At 77.0% G+C, this 19,585-nt stretch carries 22 protein-coding genes and 2 riboswitches; of the genes, 8 read left to right on the forward strand and 14 right to left on the reverse strand.

Going from position 1 to position 19,585, the window contains the following annotated elements; all coding sequences use genetic code 11:
* Positions 1 to 21 precede the first annotated feature (21 nt).
* Both ACI79V_RS02055 and ACI79V_RS02060 read left to right on the forward strand, forming a co-directional pair.
* Entirely contained in the window at positions 22 to 420 is a 399-nt protein-coding gene (locus ACI79V_RS02055) for a DUF1622 domain-containing protein (protein WP_456886396.1), read from the forward strand.
* A complete protein-coding gene (locus tag ACI79V_RS02060) occupies positions 417 to 734 on the forward strand; it encodes a hypothetical protein (RefSeq protein WP_456886398.1) in 318 nt (105 codons plus the stop codon). The genes ACI79V_RS02055 and ACI79V_RS02060 overlap by 4 nt, the downstream gene beginning before the upstream one ends.
* On the opposite strand, the gene ACI79V_RS02065 is transcribed toward ACI79V_RS02060, so the two are convergent.
* Together ACI79V_RS02065 and ACI79V_RS02070 are read right to left on the reverse strand one after the other, a co-directional pair.
* A complete protein-coding gene (locus tag ACI79V_RS02065) occupies positions 713 to 1,735 on the reverse strand; it encodes a 1-aminocyclopropane-1-carboxylate deaminase (RefSeq protein ID WP_456876261.1) in 1,023 nt (340 codons plus the stop codon). The two genes, ACI79V_RS02060 and ACI79V_RS02065, sit on opposite strands and share 22 nt — an antisense overlap.
* Positions 1,719 to 2,384 carry a GntR family transcriptional regulator gene (locus tag ACI79V_RS02070; RefSeq protein ID WP_456886400.1) on the reverse strand — a complete coding sequence of 222 codons (666 nt, stop codon included), beginning with the start codon at positions 2,382 to 2,384 and terminating at the stop codon, positions 1,719 to 1,721. The genes ACI79V_RS02065 and ACI79V_RS02070 overlap by 17 nt, the downstream gene beginning before the upstream one ends.
* A 126-nt stretch (positions 2,385 to 2,510) precedes the next feature.
* Between ACI79V_RS02070 and ACI79V_RS02075 the strand changes: the two genes are divergently transcribed.
* Entirely contained in the window at positions 2,511 to 2,951 is a 441-nt protein-coding gene (locus ACI79V_RS02075; protein WP_456886401.1) for a rhodanese-like domain-containing protein, read from the forward strand.
* Here ACI79V_RS02075 and ACI79V_RS02080 read toward each other — a convergent pair.
* The 3 genes from ACI79V_RS02080 to ACI79V_RS02090 form a co-directional block, all read right to left on the reverse strand.
* Positions 2,935 to 3,498 (reverse strand): GNAT family N-acetyltransferase, encoded by a 564-nt coding sequence (locus ACI79V_RS02080; RefSeq protein WP_456886403.1) that lies wholly within the window; start codon positions 3,496 to 3,498, stop codon positions 2,935 to 2,937. The genes ACI79V_RS02075 and ACI79V_RS02080 overlap by 17 nt on opposite strands.
* A 26-nt stretch (positions 3,499 to 3,524) precedes the next feature.
* The gene (locus ACI79V_RS02085; RefSeq protein ID WP_456886404.1) at positions 3,525 to 4,331 is read right to left on the reverse strand and encodes an SDR family NAD(P)-dependent oxidoreductase; all 807 of its coding nucleotides are present in this window, start codon (positions 4,329 to 4,331) and stop codon (positions 3,525 to 3,527) included.
* Between the two features lie 64 nt (positions 4,332 to 4,395).
* Positions 4,396 to 4,908 (reverse strand): VOC family protein, encoded by a 513-nt coding sequence (locus ACI79V_RS02090; RefSeq protein WP_456876256.1) that lies wholly within the window; start codon positions 4,906 to 4,908, stop codon positions 4,396 to 4,398.
* 71 nt (positions 4,909 to 4,979) lie between these two features.
* On the opposite strand from ACI79V_RS02090, the gene ACI79V_RS02095 reads away from it, so the two are divergent.
* From ACI79V_RS02095 to ACI79V_RS02105, 3 genes are all read left to right on the forward strand, one after another.
* Entirely contained in the window at positions 4,980 to 5,732 is a 753-nt protein-coding gene (locus tag ACI79V_RS02095; RefSeq protein WP_456886406.1) for a Mut7-C RNAse domain-containing protein, read from the forward strand.
* Between the two features lie 77 nt (positions 5,733 to 5,809).
* Positions 5,810 to 6,439 (forward strand): superoxide dismutase, encoded by a 630-nt coding sequence (locus ACI79V_RS02100; RefSeq protein WP_456886408.1) that lies wholly within the window; start codon positions 5,810 to 5,812, stop codon positions 6,437 to 6,439.
* A 164-nt stretch (positions 6,440 to 6,603) separates the two neighbouring features.
* Entirely contained in the window at positions 6,604 to 7,902 is a 1,299-nt protein-coding gene (locus tag ACI79V_RS02105; RefSeq protein ID WP_456886411.1) for an Nramp family divalent metal transporter, read from the forward strand.
* On the opposite strand, the gene ACI79V_RS02110 is transcribed toward ACI79V_RS02105, so the two are convergent.
* The 6 genes from ACI79V_RS02110 to ACI79V_RS02135 form a co-directional block, all read right to left on the reverse strand.
* Positions 7,899 to 8,987 (reverse strand): GNAT family N-acetyltransferase, encoded by a 1,089-nt coding sequence (locus ACI79V_RS02110; RefSeq protein ID WP_456886412.1) that lies wholly within the window; start codon positions 8,985 to 8,987, stop codon positions 7,899 to 7,901. The two genes, ACI79V_RS02105 and ACI79V_RS02110, sit on opposite strands and share 4 nt — an antisense overlap.
* A gap of 52 nt (positions 8,988 to 9,039) precedes the next feature.
* Complete coding sequence (thiD, locus tag ACI79V_RS02115) at positions 9,040 to 9,855, reverse strand: bifunctional hydroxymethylpyrimidine kinase/phosphomethylpyrimidine kinase (protein ID WP_456886414.1); 816 nt, start codon at positions 9,853 to 9,855, stop codon at positions 9,040 to 9,042.
* Complete coding sequence (thiE, locus tag ACI79V_RS02120; protein ID WP_456886415.1) at positions 9,852 to 10,487, reverse strand: thiamine phosphate synthase; 636 nt, start codon at positions 10,485 to 10,487, stop codon at positions 9,852 to 9,854. The genes thiD and thiE overlap by 4 nt, the downstream gene beginning before the upstream one ends.
* Complete coding sequence (gene thiM, locus ACI79V_RS02125; RefSeq protein WP_456886417.1) at positions 10,484 to 11,269, reverse strand: hydroxyethylthiazole kinase; 786 nt, start codon at positions 11,267 to 11,269, stop codon at positions 10,484 to 10,486. Before thiM ends, thiE begins: the two co-directional genes overlap by 4 nt.
* Positions 11,262 to 11,358, reverse strand: a riboswitch (TPP riboswitch). (Overlaps the previous gene by 8 nt.)
* A gap of 26 nt (positions 11,359 to 11,384) precedes the next feature.
* Positions 11,385 to 12,005 (reverse strand): TenA family protein, encoded by a 621-nt coding sequence (locus tag ACI79V_RS02130; RefSeq protein ID WP_456886419.1) that lies wholly within the window; start codon positions 12,003 to 12,005, stop codon positions 11,385 to 11,387.
* Positions 12,002 to 12,586, reverse strand: coding sequence for a thiaminase II/PqqC family protein (locus ACI79V_RS02135; protein ID WP_456886421.1), 585 nt, complete (start codon positions 12,584 to 12,586; stop codon positions 12,002 to 12,004). Before ACI79V_RS02135 ends, ACI79V_RS02130 begins: the two co-directional genes overlap by 4 nt.
* Positions 12,587 to 12,618: 32 nt before the next feature.
* A riboswitch (TPP riboswitch) is annotated at positions 12,619 to 12,731 on the forward strand.
* On the opposite strand from ACI79V_RS02135, the gene ACI79V_RS02140 reads away from it, so the two are divergent.
* Together ACI79V_RS02140 and ACI79V_RS02145 are read left to right on the forward strand one after the other, a co-directional pair.
* Positions 12,721 to 14,052, forward strand: a complete 1,332-nt coding sequence (locus tag ACI79V_RS02140; RefSeq protein ID WP_456886423.1) for a purine-cytosine permease family protein — start codon at positions 12,721 to 12,723, stop codon at positions 14,050 to 14,052. Its footprint overlaps the riboswitch before it by 11 nt.
* A 117-nt stretch (positions 14,053 to 14,169) precedes the next feature.
* A complete protein-coding gene (locus ACI79V_RS02145) occupies positions 14,170 to 14,577 on the forward strand; it encodes an ATP-binding protein (protein ID WP_456886425.1) in 408 nt (135 codons plus the stop codon).
* A gap of 12 nt (positions 14,578 to 14,589) precedes the next feature.
* On the opposite strand, the gene ACI79V_RS02150 is transcribed toward ACI79V_RS02145, so the two are convergent.
* The 3 genes from ACI79V_RS02150 to ACI79V_RS02160 form a co-directional block, all read right to left on the reverse strand.
* Complete coding sequence (locus ACI79V_RS02150) at positions 14,590 to 16,674, reverse strand: SpoIIE family protein phosphatase (RefSeq protein WP_456886427.1); 2,085 nt, start codon at positions 16,672 to 16,674, stop codon at positions 14,590 to 14,592.
* Between the two features lie 161 nt (positions 16,675 to 16,835).
* Entirely contained in the window at positions 16,836 to 17,723 is an 888-nt protein-coding gene (locus tag ACI79V_RS02155; protein ID WP_456886428.1) for a trypsin-like serine protease, read from the reverse strand.
* A 687-nt stretch (positions 17,724 to 18,410) separates the two neighbouring features.
* Positions 18,411 to 19,295: a hypothetical protein gene (locus tag ACI79V_RS02160; RefSeq protein WP_456886430.1), complete on the reverse strand. Its 885-nt coding sequence runs from the start codon at positions 19,293 to 19,295 to the stop codon at positions 18,411 to 18,413.
* Between the last annotated feature and the right edge of the window lie 290 nt (positions 19,296 to 19,585).

A 19,585-nucleotide genomic window follows, 5' to 3' on the forward strand; every position in this document is an offset into this window, starting at 1 on the left:
GACGCCCGGGAGGGAGCCCACGTGGAGGAGGTCCTCGCCGAGGTCGTCGGCGTCATGGTCACCGTCGTCGAGGCGTGCGGGGCCGTGGTCATCGCCGTCGGTGCGCTGTGGGCGTTCGCCCGCTTCCTGTGGGTGGGGCTGCGCCGCGGCGGGACCTCGGCCTTCGTGCCGATCCGGCTCACCCTCGGCCGCTTCCTCGCGCTGGGCCTGGAGTTCCAGCTCGCCAGCGACGTGCTGCGGACAGCGGTGGCACCGAGCTTCCGCGAGCTCGGCCAGCTCGCCGCCGTGGCCGCGATCCGGACGGCGCTGAACTACTTCCTGTCGAAGGAGATCGCCGAGGAGCGGCGGCAGGTGGCCGAGGAGAGCCGCGCACCGGCGCCGGACCCGGCGTCCGCCAAGCACCGGGGACGGGCCGTGTGACCTCGCTGGGTCCCGTCCCCGGGCTGCTCGCCCTGGGCGTCGGCGGGCTGGCCCTGGTCGCCGGGGTGGTGGCCCTGGTGAGCACCCGGCAGCCGCGGCTCGCGCTGGCGGTGTTCCTGGACCTGCTGCTCGCGGCCGGTCTGCTCCGCCTGGCCGCCGAGCCGACGTGGACCGCGGTGGGCACCGCGGCGGCCGTCGTCGCGCTGCGCCGGGTGATCGGGGCGGGTCTGCGGGCCGGAGGCCGGGCGCTGTCCCCGCCGGTCCCCGGCCCGGGGCCCGGCGGGCACCAGGGTCAGGAGAAGAGCGCGCTGTAGCCGTTGAGCGCGGGCTGGCCGCCCAGGTGGGCATAGAGCACGGTCGACGACGGGTCGATCTCCCGCCGGCCGACCAGGTCGATCGTCGCGGCCATCGACTTCCCCTCGTACACCGGGTCGGTGACCATCCCCTCGGTGCGGGCGGCGGTCTCCATCGCGCGGATCGTGGTCGCGTCGGGGATGCCGTAGACCCCGGCGTGGTAGCGCTCGTCGAGCTCGACGTCGTCGAGGGTGAGCTCGCGCCGCACGCCGATGGCCCGCGCGGTCCGCTGGGCGATGCGCAGCACCTGGTCGCGGGTCTCGGCGGGCTTCGCCGAGGCATCGACGCCGAGGACCCGCCGCGGCCGGCCGCCCTGCTCCTCCAGCAGCGCGAACCCGGCGACCATCCCGGCCTGCGTCGAGCCGGTCACCGAGCAGACGACGACGGTGTCGAAGAAGACGCCCAGCTCGGCCTCCTGCTGCGCCACCTCCAGCGCCCAGTTGGCGAACCCGTGCCCGCCGAGCGGGTGGTCGCTGGCCCCGGCCGGGATGGCGTAGGGCTTCCCGCCGCGCGCCTCGATCTCGGCCAGCGCGGCCTCCCAGCTCTCCTTGAACCCGATGCCGAAGCCGGCCTTGACCAGCCGCACGTCGGCGCCGGCCAGCCGGCTGACCAGGATGTTGCCGACCTTGTCGTAGACGGCGTCGGGCCAGTCGACCCAGCTCTCCTGCACCAGCACGCACGACAGGCCCACCGCCGCGGCGACCCCGGCCACCTGGCGGGTGTGGTTGCTCTGCACGCCGCCGATGGAGACCAGCGTGTCGCAGCCCTGCGCGAGCGCGTCGGCGACCAGGTACTCGAGCTTGCGGGTCTTGTTGCCGCCGTAGGCGATGCCGGAGTTGCAGTCCTCCCGCTTGGCCCAGACCTCCGCGCCGCCGAGGGACGCGGTGAGCCGGTCCAGCCGGTGCACCGGCGAGGGGCCGAACAGCAGCGGGTGGCGGGGGAAGTCAGCCAGGGTCGACATCGGTGTCCTCCAGTTCGGACAGCAGCGCGGTCCAGATCTCGGTGGTGGTGGCGACGGCGGCGTCGACGTCCCGGGCCGCGCAGGCGGCGATCAGGCGGTCGTGCAGGACGACGGACTCCCGCCCGTGCGCCGCGGCGAACCGCGCCCGCTCCAGCCGGCGGACCGCGGGGGTGAAGCGCTCGACGGTCGCGGTCAGGGCGGTGTTGCCCGCGCGCGCGAGCAGGACGGCGTGCAGGTCGTCGTCGGCGGCCAGCGCGGCGCCGACGTCGCCGTCGCGGACCGCCGCGGCGAACCGCTCGTTGGCCGCGCGCATCGCCGCGACGTCGTCGCCGGTCACCCGCCCGGTGGCCTCGCGGGCGGCCAGCTCGTGCATCGCCCGGACGACGACGGCGGCGTCGTGCACCTGGCGGGGACGCAGCGGCGTGACCCGGGTGTGGCTCTGCGGCTTGGCCTCGACCAGCCCCTCGTCGACCAGCCGGGCCAGCGCGGCGCGCACCGGGGCGACCGAGAGACCCAGCCGGGCGGCGAGGTCGGCGTCCTTGACGACGGTGCCGGGCGCGAGCTCGCCGCTGACGATCGCCGTCCGGATGCGGGCCAGCGCCTCGTCGCGCAGGAGCACCCGGCCGACGGGGGTGAGCGGCGCGGCCATAACTGACATCTCAGATGTCAGACGCCGTCCCGTCAAGTGCCTCTGTCCCGACAAAGGCACTTCTCGTGCGACAGCTGGCAGCCGGGAGCCTCGTCCGGCCCGCGCGGGGCCCGCACGATCACCGCCATGGACTGGAGCACGGACCCCGCCGATGCCGCCGCGCACTTCGCCCGCCGGCTCGCCGTCGAGACCGACGTCAGCGACGTCCACGCCGCCCTGCAGTCCGGCGCCCCCGGCTTCGTGCTCCTCGACAGCCGCAGCCGCGAGGCGTGGGACCAGGGCCACGTGCCCGGCGCGCGGCACCTGCCCGGCCACGAGATCGCCGCCCGCGCGATGGCAGAGCTGGACCGGTCGGTGCCGGTGGTCACCTACTGCTGGGGTCCGGGCTGCAACGGCGCCACCCGCGCCGCCCTGGCACTGGCGCTGCTCGGCTACCGGGTGCGGGAGATGCTCGGCGGCTTCGAGTACTGGGCGCGCGAGGGGCTGCCGGTGGCCACCGCCGTCGGCCTGACCCGCGCCGACGTCGACCCGCTGACGGCGCCCCGGGCGGTCAGCTGCGGGTGCTGAGGTCGGGGACGTCGTCGTCGGAGAGCCGGGCCCACAGCAGCTCGTCGCGCTTGACGCCATCGGCGTAGCGGTACGAACGGCGCAGCCGGCCCTCGAAGGTGAACCCGGCCTTCTCGGCCACCCGGCCGGAGGCGGGGTTCTCCACGGCGTGCACCAGCTCCACCCGGTCGACCGGCAGGGCGGCGAAGCCCCAGCGGACGGCGGCGTCGACGGCGCGCGCGGCCACCCCGCGGCCCCGGGCGGCGGGCACCGTCCAGCAGCCGACCTCGGCGTCGCCCTGCTCGCGGTCGATGGCGTGCAGGGCGACCGAGCCGGCCAGCTCCCCCGTCGCGGCGTCGACGACGGCCCAGGCGGCCATCGTCTCGCTGCGGCCGGCCCGGCGGTCCACCCAGAACTCGGCGTCCTCCAGCGTGCGGACCCGCCCCGGGTTGCTCCAGGTGTCGGTGGCCGGGTCGGTCAGGGCGGCGCGGACCGCCGGGGCGTCGCCGGGCCGCCACGGGCGCAGCAGGACCGGGCCGGCGGGGATCTCGGGGACGGCGTCGGGCACGACGGGCATCGTGCCCGACGCACCGCTCACTCCTGGGGAGCGGACCCGGGCTCGGCCATCTTCCGGTTCAGCTTCGCGGCCACGTTGCCCGGCGTCACCGCCGACAGCCGGCCCATCGCCTTGCTGGCCAGCGACCCGGCGAAGACCGACGCCTCGCCCTCGACCAGCCCCTCGTAGCCCTGGCGCGCCACCTGGGCCGGGTCGTCCTTGGAGTCGGAGGCGCCGAGCCGGGTGTCGGTGAGGTCGCCGCGGTCGAAGAACTCGGTCTCGGTGGGCCCGGGCAGCAGCGCGGTGACGCTGACGCCGCGGTCGGAGAGCTCCTCGCGCAGCGCCAGGGCCAGGTGCTGGACGAAGGCCTTGGTCGCGCCGTACACGGCCTGGAACGGCTGTGGCGCCTGCGAGGCCACCGACGAGGTGAACAGGATCCGGCCCTGCCCACGGGCGGCCATGTCCTGCGCGACGCGCTTGGCGACGTGCACCGTCGAGGCGCAGTTGAGCGCCACCATGGCCAGCTCGGCGTCGAGGTCGGTGTCGACGAACGCGCCGCCGACGCCCACGCCGGCGTTGATCGCCGCGGCGTCCAGCGGGCGGCCGGCGCCGCGGACGGCGGCCACCAGCAGCTCGCGGTCGTCGTGGCGGGTGAGGTCGCCGCGCACCGGCGAGACCGCGGCGCCCATCCCCCGCAGCGTCTCGGCGGCGGCGTCGAGCTCGTCGTCCTCGGCGGCGACCACCAGGTCGTAGCCGTGCTCGGCGAACTGCTTGGCCAGCTCCAGGCCGATGCCGCTGGAGGCGCCGGTGACGAGGGCGAGGGGGCGGTCGGTGGGGACGGTCACGGGGTCTCCCGGAGGTCGCGGGTGCGGTCCCCGGTGCATGCCCCGTCGCCCGTGGGCCGACGCCTCAGGCCGGGACGGAGACGCCGATCCCGCCGCGGGTCCGCGCGCCGTAGCGGGCGATCTCGGCGTCGAGGTCCAGCCGCCGGGTGCTCATGGCCTGCGCGCGGACGTCGTCGGTGACGAGGTCGGCCGGCAGCAGCCAGGAGACCTCGAACTCCAGGCCGTCGGGGTCCTGGGCGTACAGGGCCTTGGTGGTGGCGTGGTCGGAGGCGCCGACCAGCGCGCCGGCCTCGGTCAGCGCGTCACGGACCCGCGCCAGCTCGGCGAGGGTGTCGACCTCCCAGGCCAGGTGGTAGAGGCCGACGGTGCCCCGGCCGGCCTCCGAGGGGGCCGCGCCCGGGCCGGCGGCGAACAGGCCCAGGTCGTGGTCGTTGGTCGAGCCCTCGGCCTGCAGGAACACCGCCCGGCCGGGGATCTCGGCCTTCACCCGGAAGCCGAGGACGTCGCGGTAGAAGGCGGTGCTGCGGGCGACGTCGCGGACGTAGAGGACGGCGTGGTTGAGACGCTGGACCGGCATGACCTCAGTGTGCGCCGGTGTGGATGAACGTTCAAGTAGTTGCCCGGGGCAGGTCGGGTACCCGGTCCCCCGTGCCCGCCTCCGTCGTCGTCGAGGTCGACGACGTGCTGCGGCCGCTCCTGCCGGCGCGGGACCGGGCGGCCGGCCGGCGGGTGCTGGCCGCCGACCCCGACGCGACCGCCGGCCACCTGGTCCAGGCCGCTGGCGTCCCGCTCACCGAGGTCGGCGAGCTGCTCGTCGACGGCGACGCCGTCCCGCGGGCCGCGCGGCCGCCGCCCGGCGCGACCGTCGTGGTCCGTGCCGCCCCGCGGCCCCAGCCGGTGCCGCCGGGCGGGTTCCTGCTCGACGTCGGCCTGGGCGCGCTGGCCCGGCGGATGCGGCTGCTCGGCCTGGACACCGCGTGGTCGCCCGAGGCCCGCGCGCCCGATGCCGACGACGCCGAGCTGGTCGCCGCCGCCGTCGCCGGGGACCGGGTGCTGCTCACCCAGGACCGCGGCCTGCTCATGCGCCGCGCCCTGCCGGCCGGGGCCTGGGTGCGCGGCGCGACGCCGGACGAGCAGCTCGACGACGTCCTCGACCGCTTCCGCCCGCCGCTGGCCCCGCTCACCCGCTGCCCGGCCTGCAACGGCGTGCCGGTGCCCGTGCCGCTGGCCGAGGTCGCCGCCCGGCTCGGGCCCGGCACCCGGCGCACCGCGACGGACTTCTCCCGCTGCCCGGGGTGCGGGCGGGTCTACTGGCGCGGCGCGCACGCCCGGCGGATCGACGCGCTGGTGGCCCGCGCGCGCCGCCTCACCGGCAGCCGACAGCGCGACGACGGCCCGTAGGGGCCACGGGTCGGCCCCGCCGTGTCAGCCGGGCCGGGCAGGACGAGGGCGTCCACCCAGCCGACGGAGGGAACCCCATGCCCGAGTACGTGCTCCCTGACCTGCCCTACGACTACGGGGCACTGGAGCCGCACATCTCCGGCGAGATCATGCAACTGCACCACGACAAGCACCACCAGACCTACGTGACCGGGGCGAACACCGCCCTGGAGAAGCTCGCCGAGGCGCGTGAGAACGACGGGCTGGGAACGGCCAACCTGCACGAGAAGAACCTGGCGTTCAACCTGGCCGGGCACGTCAACCACTCGGTGTTCTGGCCGAACCTGAGCCCCGACGGCGGCGAGCGACCCGACGGCGAGCTCGCCGCGGCGATCGACGAGCACTTCGGCTCCTTCGAGGGGTTCCGGGCGCACTTCACCGCCGTCGCCAACGGGGTGCAGGGCTCGGGCTGGTCGATCCTGGCGTGGGACTCCGTGGGCCAGAAGCTGCTGATCTGCCAGCTCTACGACCACCAGGGCAACCTCGCCGTCGGCCTGGTGCCGCTGCTGCTGCTCGACATGTGGGAGCACGCCTTCTACCTGCAGTACCGCAACGTGAAGGCCGACTACGTGACGGCGTGGTGGAACGTCGTCAACTGGGCCGACGTGACCGCCCGCTTCACCGCGGCGCGCACCGCCACGGCCGGGCTCATCGTCCCGGCGGCCTGAGCGACCCCGGGGCCGCGGGACCGCCCGCGGCCCCGGACCGGCTCAGGCCAGCCTCACCTCGGCCCGCCCGGGCCACACCCTGGCCCCACCGTGTCACCCCCGGCGGGCAGGACCACCGACGACCACACCCCACCCCGCACCGCCCGTCCCCTGCGAGGCCCGCCGTGTACCTGTCGAAGACCGAGGCCGCCGTCCTGCCGACGACGCTGGTCGGCACCCCGAGGACGCCACCGCCGCCGGCGACCGGCCGACGCCGGCTGTGGCCGCTGCTGGGCCCGGCGTTCGTCGCCGCCGTCGCCTACGTCGACCCCGGCAACTTCGCCACCAACTTCTCCGGCGGCGCCTCGTTCGGCTACACGCTGCTGTGGGTGATCGTCGCGGCCAACCTCATGGCGATGCTCATCCAGACGCTGACCGCCAAGCTGGGCCTCGCGACCGGGCGCGACCTGGCGACCAACTGCCGCGAGCAGCTGCCCCGGCCGGTCACCTGGGGGCTGTGGGTGCAGGCCGAGGCGGTCGCCATCGCCACCGACCTGGCCGAGATCGTCGGCGGAGCGGTCGCGCTGTACCTGCTGTTCGGGGTGCCGCTGCCGGTCGGCGGGGTCATCACCGCCGTGGTCGCCTTCGCGCTGCTGGCCGCCCAGTCCCGCGGGCACCGGCCCTTCGAGCGGGTGATCACCGGGCTGCTGCTGGTCATCGGCCTGGGCTTCGGTTACACGCTGGTCGGTTCGGGCGTCGACGTCGGCGGGCTGGCCGGCGGGCTGGTGCCCTCCTTCGCCGGTCCCGACAGCCTGGTGCTGGCCGCCGGCATCCTCGGCGCCACGGTGATGCCGCACGTGATCTACGTGCACTCCGCGCTGACGCCGGGGCGCTACGGCGACATCGTCACCGCCGGCCGCACCCGCGAGGGACGGCGCCGGCTGCTGCGCGCGCAGCGGATCGACGTGCTGCTGGCCATGGGCCTGGCCGGGCTGGTCAACGCCTCGATGCTGGTCATCGCCGCGCAGCTGTTCACCGGCGACGAGGGACAGGCGGCCTCGCTGGAGGGCGTGCACGCCGGCCTCGGCGAGCAGCTGGGCGCCGGCGCCTCGCTCGCCTTCGCCCTGGCGCTGCTGGCCTCGGGCTTCGCCTCCTCCTCGGTCGGCACCCACGCCGGGCAGGTCGTCATGGCCGGGTTCCTCAAGCGGCACGTGCCCGTGATGACGCGGCGGCTGATCACCCTCGCCCCGGCGCTGCTGGTGCTCGTCCTCGGCGGTGACCCGACGACGGCACTGGTCTGGTCGCAGGTCGTGCTCAGCTTCGGCATCCCGTTCGCGCTGGTGCCGCTGCTGTGGCTGACCAGCCGCCGCGACCTCATGGGCGGGTGGGTCAACCGGCGGGTGACCACGGTGGCCGGGTCGGTGGTGGCCGCCCTGATCATCGGCCTCAACGCCCACCTGCTGCTGGGCTTCGTGCTCGGCTAGCCGCGCCACGCTCCCCCCGCCTCGCCGAGATCACGTGATCTCGACGTCCCGGGCGATGTCAGCGGTGGCCCGGTCAGCGGACGGCCCGGTCGGATGCGGGTCGACCAGGTCGACAGCCCGCCCGCGCGGCGGAAGCCCAGCGCCTCGTTGACCGCGACCATCGGCCGGTTGACGTCGGAGTTGTAGGTGCTGATGCGCCGGACGGCCGGCAGGGTCACGGCGAGCTCGCGCAGCACCGCGATCTTCACGCGGGCGCCCAGGCGGTGCCCGCGGTGCTCGCGCAGCACCAGCGTGCCGCTCTGGCTGGCGCGCTCGGGCTGCGCCAGCGGCACGTGCAGGTCGGTGAAGGCGACCAGCCGGCCGTCCCGCACCGCGCCGGCCGACAGCACGGTGCGGTCGCGGGCGCGGTCGACCGCCTCCTGCTCGCGCACCCGGGCGCCGTCCCACTCCTCCTCGGTGACCGGCACGTCCCCGCTCGGCGCGTCGGTCGACATCCGCCGGCTGAGCAGCGCCCGGTCCGCCAGGAGGGCGTCGGGCGTGCGGTCCCGCCAGGTGACCACCTCGTAGCCCGCGCTCGCCGCGACCGCCTCGGCCTCCAGCGCCGCCAGCCGCTCCTCGGCCACGGGGAGCAGCAGGTCGCGGCGGGTCTCCTGCAGGTCGCAGCTCCACCCGCGGGCCAGGGCGAAGGCGCGACCGGGCGTGTCCGGCCCCGGCTCGTCGACCTCGCTCACCAGGGACGAGCGGCCGGCCGCCGCGGCCAGCCGCGCGCCCTCCGCCAGCAGAGCGCCACCGATGCCGCGGCGACGGGAGGCGGGGTGCACGGCCACGTCGAGGAAGGCGACGGTGGTGTTGTCCCGCACCGGCAGCAGCACGCGCAGCGCGCCCACGACGGCGCCGTCGACGACCGCGGCCCGGTGGGTGCCCGTCCGCGAGCCGCCGGGGGTGGTCAGCTGCCGGCCCAGGGCGACGTGGTCGCTCGCCGGCCGCGGCGCCTCGTCGGGACGGGCGTCGCGCTCGCTCGCCGCCCACACCGCGCACCAGGCGGCGAACCGCGCGTCGTCCGGACCGGTCTCCACGATCTCCACCCGTGTGTTGTAACCGGGCGGGCAACCGCGTTTCCGGCGGCGGGACGACGGCTCAGGCGGGCCAGGTGCCGGCGAAGTGGTCCACGGGGCCGGCGCCGGAGCCGATGCCCAGCGACCGCCCGCCCTCCAGCGCCCGCTGCAGGTAGTCGCGCGCCTGCTCGACCGCCGGCTCCCACCGCGCCGGGCCGCCGACGCCCCGGGCCACCAGCGCGGTGATCGCCGAGGACAGCGTGCAGCCGGTGCCGTGCGTCGCGGTGGTGTCGATCCGCGGCCGCCGGGTGAGGACGACGCCGTCGGCGGTGGCCAGCACGTCGACACTGTCGACGCCGCCGAGGTGACCGCCCTTGAGCAGCACCGCGCCGGGACCGAGCTCGAGCAGCGCCTCGGCCTGGCCGGGCAGCTCGTCGACCGACCGGGCGGGCGGCACGTCGAGCAGGGCGGCGGCCTCGGGCACGTTCGGCGTCACCAGGTCGGCCACCGGCAGCAGCGCCTCGCGCACGGCGGTGACCGCGTCGTCGTCGACCAGGCGGTCGCCGCTGGTCGCCACCATGACCGGGTCGACGACGACCGGTCCGGCCGCCCGCCCGGCCAGCGCGGCCGCGACCTCGCGGACGACGTCGGCGGTGCCGAGCATCCCGGTCTTGGCCGCGTGCACGGTCACGTCGTCGAGGAGGGTGGCGATCTGCTCCCCCACGAACGCCGCCGGCACCGGGTGCACGCCGGTGACGCCGCGGGTGTTCTGCGCGGTGAGCGCGGTCAGCACGGCGGTGCCGTAGGCGCCCAGCGCGCTGAAGGTCTTGAGGTCGGCCTGGACCCCGGCCCCGCCGCTGGGGTCGCTGCCGGCCACGGTCAGCGCCACGGGCGTCACCGGCGCGCCTCCCGCAGCGTCCGGGCCGCGGCGGCGGGGTCGTCGGCGGCGCACACCGCCGAGACGACGCAGATCCCGTCGACCCCGGTGACCAGCGCAGCCCGGTCGGAGGAGATCCCGCCGATCGCGACCGACCGCAGCCCGGCGGCCGCCGCCTTCGCCGCCAGTGCCGCCACCCCCTCGGGCCCGAGCCCGGTCCCGGCGTCGGGCTTGGTGGTCGTGGCCCACACCGGCCCGATGCCCACGACGTCGACCGTGCCCGGCGGCAGCGCCAGCGCAGTGGCCAGGTCGTCCTCGGAGCCCACCGAGAGGCCGAGCAGCCGGTCGGGGCCGATCAGCGCGCGGACCTCCTCCGCCGGCAGGTCGTCCTGGCCGACGTGCACGCCGTCGGCGCCGGCCAGCAGCGCGACGTCGACGGCGTCGTTGACGAACAGCGCGACGCCCGCGGGGAGCACCTCCCGGACGGCGAGGGTGAGCTGGAGGAGCTCGCGCCGCGACGCCGTCTTGTCCCGTACCTGGACCGCGGTCACCCCGCCGGCCACCGCCGCGCGGACGACGTCGGGCACCCCGCGGGACCCGGCCAGCGCGGTGTCGGTGACCAGGTAGAGCGTCGGGTCGAACGCGGGCCTCACCCGCTCACCTGCGCCGGGCCGAGGTCGGTGACCGCGTCGAGCGCGTCGAGCCACAGCGGCGCGAAGGTGCCCGGGCCGGCGGCGCGGGCGGCCGCGGCCTCGGCGGCCAGCGCGACGTGCGCGTGCGCGGCCACCGCGCCGGTGAGCGGGTCGTCGGCCACGGCGGTGTAGGCCGCGACCAGGGCCCCGAGCGCGCAGCCGGCGCCGGTGGTGCGGGTCAGCAGGGGCGAGCCGCCGCCGATCCGCACGGTGCGGGACCCGTCCGTCACGACGTCGACCTCCCCGCTGACGGCGACCACGCCGCCGGTGCGCCCGGCGAGTGCGACCGCGGCGTCGAGCGCGTCGTCGACCTTGGCGGTGGAGTCGACCCCGCGGCCGCCCTCCCCCGCCCCGGCCAGCGCCATGACCTCGCTCGCGTTGCCGCGGACGACCGCCGGCCGCGACTCCAGCAGCTCTCCGGCGAGCTCCGTGCGGAACGCCAGCCCGCCGACGGCGACCGGGTCGAGCACCCACGGCGTGCCGGCGCCCGCGGCCGAGCGGGCGGCCAGCCGCATCGCCTCGGCGGTGCGCCGGTTGACGGTGCCGACGTTGACCAGCACGGCCGAGGCGACGGCGGCGAAGCCCTCGGCCTCGGCCGGTTCGTCGACCATCGCCGGTGCCGCCCCGACGGCGAGCAGCGCGTTGGCGGTCAGCGTCTGCACGACCGTGTTGGTCAGGCAGTGCACGAGCGGAGCGGCGCCGGGCAGCGCCGAACGGACAGCAGTGAGCGATGCGGCATCCACGCCGTGACATCCCTTCGCCAGCATGACCTGGACAGGTTCGACGGGTGTGCTCTCAGTCCGCCGGAGGGCGGACACCCCGTGTCACTGGTCGGCGACGGTACCCCAGGTCGGCCGGTCAGGCCGCCGGGCCCCAGGCGGCGTCGAAGAAGCCCAGCTCCAGCTCCATCGCCCGCCGGTAGGCCCGCCGCACGGCCGGGGTGTCGGCGGCCAGGCGGTCCAGCAGCGCCTCCAGCGTCGCGGCGAGCTCCGCGAAGCCGGGGTCGGCGTAGGTGTCCACCCACTCGCGGTAGGGCCCGGTCGCCGAACCGGCCAGCGACTGCCCGAGGTGCGCGTAGAGCCGCATGCACGGCGTCATGGCCGCGCACACCTCCCCGACGTCGCCGAGCGCCGCGGTGGCCAGCAGGAAGTCCGTGTAGGCGAGCGTGGCCGGCGCCGGCTCGACGGCGGACAGGTCGATGCCCCACCGGGCGGCGTAGCCGTCGTGCAGCCGCAGCTCCTCGCGGACGCCGGCCAGCAGGTCGGCGAAGGCCTCCAGCGTCGCGCGGTCGCGGCTGTGCGCCACCCCGAGCGCGTAGGCGCGGGCGAAGGCCTCGAGGAAGAACGCGTCCTGGGCGACGTAGCCGGCGAAGCGCCCGCGGGGCAGCGTGCCGTCGGCGGTGCCGGTGACGAACCGGTGGCGCAGCGCGGCCGCGGCCAGGTCGGCGCTGTCGGCCCACAGCCGGGTGGCGAGGGTCACCGGGCCATCCCCCAGAACGCCGCCTCCGCGGCGGCGACCTCGAGGAACACCGCCTCGTCGGGTGGGCCGGCGGCGTCGGCCGCCGTCTCCAGCCCGGCGACGTAGGACGCGAACCCGGGCACGGTCCAGTGCTCGACGAACTCGCGGTAGGGCTCGACTCCCGGCCGCGCCGAGGACCAGGCGTCGAGGTAGGCCCGCTCCACCGCCCACAGGGCGGTCAGCGCGGTGCCGACGTCGGCGGCGTCGAGCCGGTAGAGCAGGTCGCCGTAGGCGATGGTCTCCGGCAGCCGCGGCGCGGCGAGGTCCAGGCCGCGGCCGTCGGCGACCCGGGCGAACCAGTCCAGCTCCTCCACCAGCGCGACGCACCCGCCGGCCAGCACCCCCTGCGCCGGGCGCGGGGCACGGGCCAGCAGCCGGGCCTGGAAGCGCAGCAGGTCGGCGAGGAAGTGCGCGTCCTGCACCAGCCAGGTGTCGAACGCGGCCGGGGGCAGCGTGCCGTCGCGGACGGCGTCGAGGAAGGGATGGCGGGTTGCTCGGCCCCACGCGCCGGCGTGGCGGGCGAGCAGGTCGGCGACCGGCACGGCCGCCGACCCTACGGGGTGGCTAGGGTGACGCCGCCATGTGCGGGAGCTCGGGTCGACCGGGCTGAGAGGGCGGCTGGACGCGCCGCCGACCGCTGGAACCTGACCGGGTAATGCCGGCGTAGGGAGCGACCATGAGCACGTCCGGCACCGTCCGCGCGGCCGATGCCCCCCTCACCCTCGACGGCCCGCCGCCGCGCACCCTCGGCCTGGCCGACTCGCTGGGCCTGTGGGCCAACCTCGGCGTCAGCCTGCTGCTGCCGGTGGCGGCGGTGTTCGTGGTCCTGCCGGGGCGCCCGCTCGGGGTCACGGTCGCCGCGATCGTCGTCGGCGCGGTCGTCGGCGCGACGCTGCTCGGTGCGGTCGCCGCGGCCGGGGCGCGGGAGGGCGTGCCGGGGATGGTGCTGCTGCGGGGGCTGCTCGGCCGCCGCACGTCCTGGCTGCCCACGGCGTTCAACCTGGTCCAGTGCGTGGGCTGGGCGACCTTCGAGATCGTGGTCATCGCCGAGGCCGCGGCCCGGGTGCTCGACGCGCCGCGCTGGCCGTTCGCCGTCGCCGCCGGCGTGCTGGCCACCGCGATGGCGCTGCGCCCGCTCGGCGTCGTCCGGGTGCTGGCGCGGTACGCGGTGTGGGCGGCGCTCGCCGCCGTCGGCTACCTTTTCGTGCAGGTGCTGGCCGAGCCGCTGCCGCCGGTCGAGGGCGGCGGGGCGACGTCGTTCTGGACGGCGGCCGACATCGTCATCGCCCTGCCGGTCTCCTGGCTGCCGCTGGCCGCCGACTACACCCGGCACGTGCGCGGTGCACGGGCCGCCGGCGTCGGGGCGGCGGTCGGCTACGGCCTGGCCACCGTGGTGATGTTCGTGCTCGGCGTGCTGGCCCTGGCCGCGTACGGCAGCGCCGGGTTCGACGTCATCGACGCGCTGCTGGCGGTGCCGCTGGGGGCGGTGGCGGTGCTCGTGCTGGTCGCCGTGGAGCTCGACGAGGCCTTCGCCAACCTGTACTCGACCGCGGTGTCGGCCCAGAACGTCGTCGCCCGCGCCGACCGGCGGGTGCTCGCCGCCACCGTCGGCACCGTGGCCACCCTGCTGGCGCTCGGCCTCGACGTCGCCGCCTACGAGCCGTTCCTCTTCCTCATCGGCGCGGTGTTCGTGCCGCTGGCCGGGGTGCTCATCACGGCGTACTGGCTCACCCCGCGCGGGCGCTGGGACACCTCCGACACCGCCCCGGCCCGGCCGCGCTACCTGCTGCCGTGGACCGCCGGCTTCGTCGCCCACCAGCTCACGCTGCCCACGTACTTCCCGGGCCCGGGCTCGGGCTGGACGGCGTGGTGGACCGCCCGGCAGGCCGACCTGGGCATCGACCCGGGGAACGGCTGGTCGGCGTCGCTGGTCGGGCTGGCGGTCGCCGCCGTCCTGACCCTGCCGGTCGTGGTGACCGGCCGCCGACGCCCGCCCGCCGGGGTGTGACGCTGCTCGCACCCGTGTTTGCCGGTGCCCGCCGTGAGCCATACGCAGGTGTTGGCCATCGACGCCCAGCGGTGGGCGGGACGCGCGAGGTGCAGAGCGGTGAGACGAGGACCAGCCGTGCCCGGCTGGCCGTCGGCGTCACCGCCGCCCGCCTGGGACGGCCTGTCCTGGCGGCTCTCCGACGTCGCCGAGCTCCCGCGGATGCGTGACGAGCTGCGCCGGGCGGACCAGGTGACCGGCCCGGGTGACGTGCGCGACCGGCTGCTGCTCGTCCTCGACGAGATGGCCTCGAACGCGCTGCGCCACGGCGGCGGGCAGGTGGAGGCGGCGGTCCGCCGCACGGGGGAGGACTTCCTCGTGGCCGTCTCCGACGGTGACGCCGGCACCCCGCCCACGCCCGCCGTCGACCGCGACCCCGGCCAGGGCGGCCTGGGCCTGTACCTGATCGCCGAGCTGTCCGCGGCGCACGGCTGGTGCGTCGAGGGCGACGCCAAGACCGTCTGGGCGGTCCTGCCCACGCAGTGAGCGCCCTGGCGCTCAGTCTTGGGAGTGGAGGCGGATGGCCACGAGGGCGACGTCGTCCTGGAGGCCCTCGGGCTGCAACCGGGTGACCAGCGCGTCGCACAGCCGCTCCAGCGGCAGGTCGGCGAGCTGGGCCAGCGCCGCGGACAGCCGGTCGATGCCCTCGTCGAGCAGCAGGTCGCGGCCCTCGACCAGGCCGTCGGTGTAGAGCAGCAGCGTCGAGCCGCGGCGGACCTCCACCTGCCGGGACGTGCGGTGCGCGCCCGGGTCGACGCCCAGCATGAGCTGGCCGCGGTCCCCGCCGAGCCGGTGCACCTCGCCGTCGGGCGTGAGCAGCAGCGGCACCGGGTGGCCGGCGTTCGACCAGCGCAGCGTGTTCGTCCCCGCCGCGCGCTGCTCCGGGGTCTGCTCCACCCGCGCGACCACCGCGGTGGCCATCGTGTGCAGCCCCAGCGCGTCGATGGCGGCGTCGAGCTCGGCCAGGACGGCGTCGGGCGGGGTGTCCCCGCGGTGGGCGACGCCGCGCAGCATCCCGCGCAGCTGCCCCATCGCCGCGGCGGCCTCGGTGTCGTGGCCGACGACGTCGCCGATGACCAGCACCGTCGCGCCGTCGGGCTGGAGGAACGCGTCGTACCAGTCCCCGCCGACCTGGGCGACCTGCACGGCCGGCTGGTAGCGGACGACGATCTCGGCGTCGTCGGGCTGGGGCGGCGCGGTGAGCAGGCTGCGTTGCAGCGCCTCGGCCAGCCGTCGCTGCTGGTCGTAGAGGCGGGCGTTGTCCAGCGCGAGCGCGACGCGGTCGGCCACCTCGCGCGCGGCGGCGACGTCCTCCGCGGTGGCGGCCGGCCGGTCCGCGCCGCGGTAGACGGTCAGCGCGCCGAGCGTGCGGCCGCGGGCGAGCAGCGGCAGCGCCATCCCGGTGCGGGGTGCCAGGGCGTCGAAGTGGTCGCGCACCTCGCCCTCGGGCAGGGTCGGCCGGACGACGGCCGGGACGTCGGAGACGCTCAGCAGCCGGCCGGACTCCAGGGCCCGCAGCACCGGCGCGTCGGGCGCGATGGAGGCCAGCCGCAGCCCGGCGTAGGCGGCGGCCACCGGCCGCATCGCGGGGTCGGCGTGCCAGCTCGCGACGTCCTGCATCCGGCCGTCGATGCCGTCGGCGAGGGTGAGGATCGTCCAGTCGCCGAGGACGGGGACGACGGCCTCGGCCACCCGCTGCAGCGCTCCCCGCTCCGCCGAGGTCGAGCCGAGCGACGTGGACATCAGGGCGCTGACCTCGGCGACGAGGGCGAGCCGGTCGGCGCTGACCCGCGCGCGCTCCTCCGCGGCCCGGCGCTCGGTGACGTCGAGGAAGTTCACCGACAGGCCGTCGGGGCCGGGCCAGGCCCGGACCTCGTACCAGGCGTCCAGCGGCGGCGGGTAGTACGCGTCGAAGACCCGCTCCTGGCCGAGTTCCATCGCCGCGCGGTAGTTCTCCTCGAAGTCGCTGCCGACGGCGGCCGGGAACAGGTCCCAGATGGCGCCACCGATCAGCTCGTCGCGGCTGCGGTGCAGCACCCGCTCGGCCTCGGCGTTGACGTAGGTGAACCGCCACGAGCGGTCGAGGGCGAAGAAGGCCGAGCGCATCGTCTCGAGCACCCGCGAGACGCGGGCGTCGCCCTCCCGCGGCCGGGTCGTGTCGAGGGCTGCACCCAGCAGCCGCACGACCCGGCCGCGGGAGTCGGCCAGCGCGCGGCCGCGGCCCTGCACCCAGCGGATGTCGCCCGAGGGCAGCACCACCCGGAACTCGGCCTCGTAGGTGCCGCACGTGTCGACGGCCTCCTGCAGCGCCTGCAGGGTCCGGTCGCGGTCGTCGGGGTGCAGCCGCGCGGCGAAGGCGTCGAGCGTCTCGTCGAAGTCCTCGTCCCGGTAGCCGAAGAGCACGAGCAGCTGCTCGTCCCAGGTCAGCCGGCCGGTCCGCAGGTCCCAGTCGAAGCTGCCGATCCCCGCGGCCTCGATGGCCAGCTCGAAGCGGAGCCGGCTGGCCTCGGCGTCGCCGGGGAGGAGGGACAGCGGGCGGGGCGCCTCACCCGGCGACCCCGGACGCTGCTCGGGGACGGTCACGGGGCGGAGGAGGTCCATTCGTACGGGGGGAGCGGCGGTCCGCCGTCCTTTCTCCCATGCCGGGACGGGAGAGGACAACCGGTGTGCCGGAGTCGACACCACGGCGGCGCCTGCACGGAGCCCCGGTCCGCGGCCGGCGGGCCGGGGCTCCGGCGACGGGCTCAGGCGGCCGGGTACACGTCGAACTCGGCGAGCCAGTCCTGCACGACGGGGATGTCGACGCGCTGCAGACCGTCGATGTAGCGGCAGTTGGCGGTGTAGCCGTAGCTGGTCACCGTGACGACGTTGCCCGACGGGCCGAAGGCCGGGCCCCCGGAGTCGCCGAAGCAGGTGCCGCCGCCCCCGCGGTTGTCGTGCTCGTTGCCGTTGACCTGCAGGATCTGCGGGGTCAGCTTCTGCCCGACGACGTCGGTGTAGCGGCGCACGATCGGGTAGCTCATCGGGGTCGGCTTCTGCGGCCCGGAGTCGGCCTGCCGGACCTCGGTGCCGTAGCCGACGGCGCGGAAGGTCGTCGAGTTCAGCCGCGGCTGGGCGTACTGGTCGAGCTCGTTCGGCGCGGCGAGCTGCGCCGGCGTGATCCCGGTGACCGCCTCGTCGAGGACGACCACGCCCACGTCGTTCCAGTTGTCGGTGTCGGTGAAGTCCGAGTACTCGGGGTGGGTCCAGGCCGTGCCCGAGTACCAGTCGGAGCCGTCGGTCTCCTCCGAGCCGGTGTACCCGGCCGCGGGGTCGGCGGCCACCGGCAGCGCCGAGGGCTGGCCCGGCGCGGGCTGGGTGCGGGCGACCTCCCAGTCGAAGGTCACCAGGGTCTTGCCGTCGGTCCCGTCCGTGCAGTGCGCGGCGGTGAGGACCACGGTCGGGCTGACCAGGGTCCCGGAGCAGCGGTACCGGCCGCCGTCGCTGTAGAAGGCCAGCATCCCCACGTTGGCGTAGGTGTTGCCGGTGTCCTCGATGCCCCCAGTGACCGCGCCGGCCGGCGCCGGTGCCACCAGGCCGGCGGTGAGCAGGGCCGCGGCCCCGGCGAGCACCGCCTTGGTGCGTGCGTGCATCCTCGTCCTCTCGGTCGTCGGGGCCGCCGGACGGCAGCCCCACGGAGGGCAACGAACCGTGTACGGGCCGGATGCGCAACCCGGCGGTCCCGGGACGCCGGACGGGCGCCCCCGGGGAGCCGGCCGGCGGGCTGCCGGTCCGGCGCTCCGGGAGCGCCCGTCGAGGCCGTCGCTCCCCGGGCTCCCGGGACGGCGTCCGGCGGTCCTCCCCGTCGCGGCGCCGGGCCGGTGACCGCGTCCCGGTCCGGCGGGCGTCTCCCCGGGCGGCCGGCGGGGCCGCACCGGTCCACGGGCGCCGTCCTGGCCAGGTCGTGCCGGTCAGAGACCCGGAGGACGACGGGGCGGGTCGTCCTGCGCCGGGCACCGGCAGGGCCTGGGTCCTCGTCCGCGGGGGAGACCGCCGGCGCGCCGTCCCGCGTCGCGTCCGGGCCTCCCGGGAGGGTCCGCGCGCTGCACCCAGGGGGTCAGCCGGCGGGAGGTCGAGGCCGGATCGTCGTGCGGTGGGGTCTGCCGGCGGCACGGGTGCCGCGGGAGGTCAGGGGCGGCCGCGAGGGCCGGGAGGGGAGCTGCTCGCGGAGCGGGCCGGCGGTCCGGCCACCCGCGGGGGGAAGGGGGTGGCCGGGCCCGTCGAGCACGTCGACGAGGGGAGCGGACGCGCGACGTCCTGGGAGGAGGAGGCGCGAGGGGTCAGTCGGGATCCGGTGGCGGCCGGGGCGAGCCCCGGGCCCGGTGCAGTGCCGGGTCACCCCGGGTGCGCACCGCGCCGCCGCCCGGCACCGGCGGGTCGGGTGCCCGCGCCGGGGGCCGGCCGGGTGCCGGCCGGGCGGGCCAGCCCGCCGGGGCCAGGGCCGGGACCAGGGCCGGGAGCACGGCCCGCGCGGTGGCGGCGCGCGGCGCCGGGACCGGCCGGGCGGCGCCGGCCGACCGGGACGCCGCGGGCCCGGTCGTCGGGGTGCTGGGCAGCTCGGTGAGCACCACCGGGCCGTCGGCGGCGGGGGCCGGGCGCCGCGGGGCACCCCAGGCCAGGTGCGCGCCGTCGGGACCGGCGCCCCACAGGGCCAGCCGGCGGACCAGCCCCGGACCCGCGGGCGGGACGGCGACCGGCGGGGTCGGCCACGCGGCGTACGTGCCGTCGGGGCCGGCGCCCCACAGGGCCAGGCGCCGGACGGTGGCCCGGATCCGGGTCCGCAGCCGGGAGCCGGGAGCGGGACGTGCCGCTGCGGGTGCGGGCGCCGGGAGCGCCGCCGGGGGCGTCTCGGCGACCCGGGGGCGGGGGCGCGGCGCCGGGACGGGGCGGGCCGTCGGCAGCGGACGCAGCGCCCGCCGTGCGACCGGGTGCCGCGTGACGGCGGCCCGGGCCGGACGACGACGGCGCGGCGGCACGTCGGCCCGCTCCAGCAGGTCGAGGAGGCCGGCCAGCGGCCGGTCGTCCGGCAGCACGGCCGGGGCCGGAGCCGGTGACGCGGCCGGAGCCGGGACCGGGATCCGCGACACGGCCGGGGCCGGTGACACGGCCGGCGACACGGGCGGCAGCGGGGCCCACCACAGCACCGCTGCCCGGTCGATCGCCATGCCGGCCTCCTCGGGGGTCTGTGTCCGCGGCCGGGGAAGGTGCCGCGGACAGGGAGAACCGTAGGGAGCGCAGGCCCCGCGGACGGCCGCTCGGGACACGTCCTGGAGGGCCCGTGACGGAACCGTTGTGCGGCTCCGACCTGCGGGTTGGTGACCCCGCGCTGCCGGCGATCACTTGTCGACAGGTCGGCGGTTCCCGAGCGTGGGAGCGCCCTCCGCGGCCTCCGGTCGTCCCGGGACACGCCCCGGCGCGCCCGGCGTGTCGGGCCCGGTCGCGCGGCCGGCGCACG

It is taken from the genome of Geodermatophilus sp. SYSU D00700, from assembly GCF_054050255.1.

What these genes read in the sequence shown, in the direction of transcription:
- ACI79V_RS02065 (WP_456876261.1), bottom strand. Translation starts at nt 1,735, where the DNA reads ATGTCGACCCTGGCTGACTTCCCCCGCCACCCGCTGCTGTTCGGCCCC.
- ACI79V_RS02070 (WP_456886400.1), bottom strand. Translation starts at nt 2,384, where the DNA reads ATGGCCGCGCCGCTCACCCCCGTCGGCCGGGTGCTCCTGCGCGACGAG.
- ACI79V_RS02075 (WP_456886401.1), top strand. Translation starts at nt 2,511, where the DNA reads ATGGACTGGAGCACGGACCCCGCCGATGCCGCCGCGCACTTCGCCCGC.
- ACI79V_RS02090 (WP_456876256.1), bottom strand. Translation starts at nt 4,908, where the DNA reads ATGCCGGTCCAGCGTCTCAACCACGCCGTCCTCTACGTCCGCGACGTC.
- ACI79V_RS02100 (WP_456886408.1), top strand. Translation starts at nt 5,810, where the DNA reads ATGCCCGAGTACGTGCTCCCTGACCTGCCCTACGACTACGGGGCACTG.
- ACI79V_RS02140 (WP_456886423.1), top strand. Translation starts at nt 12,721, where the DNA reads ATGAGCACGTCCGGCACCGTCCGCGCGGCCGATGCCCCCCTCACCCTC.
- ACI79V_RS02155 (WP_456886428.1), bottom strand. Translation starts at nt 17,723, where the DNA reads ATGCACGCACGCACCAAGGCGGTGCTCGCCGGGGCCGCGGCCCTGCTC.
- ACI79V_RS02160 (WP_456886430.1), bottom strand. Translation starts at nt 19,295, where the DNA reads ATGGCGATCGACCGGGCAGCGGTGCTGTGGTGGGCCCCGCTGCCGCCC.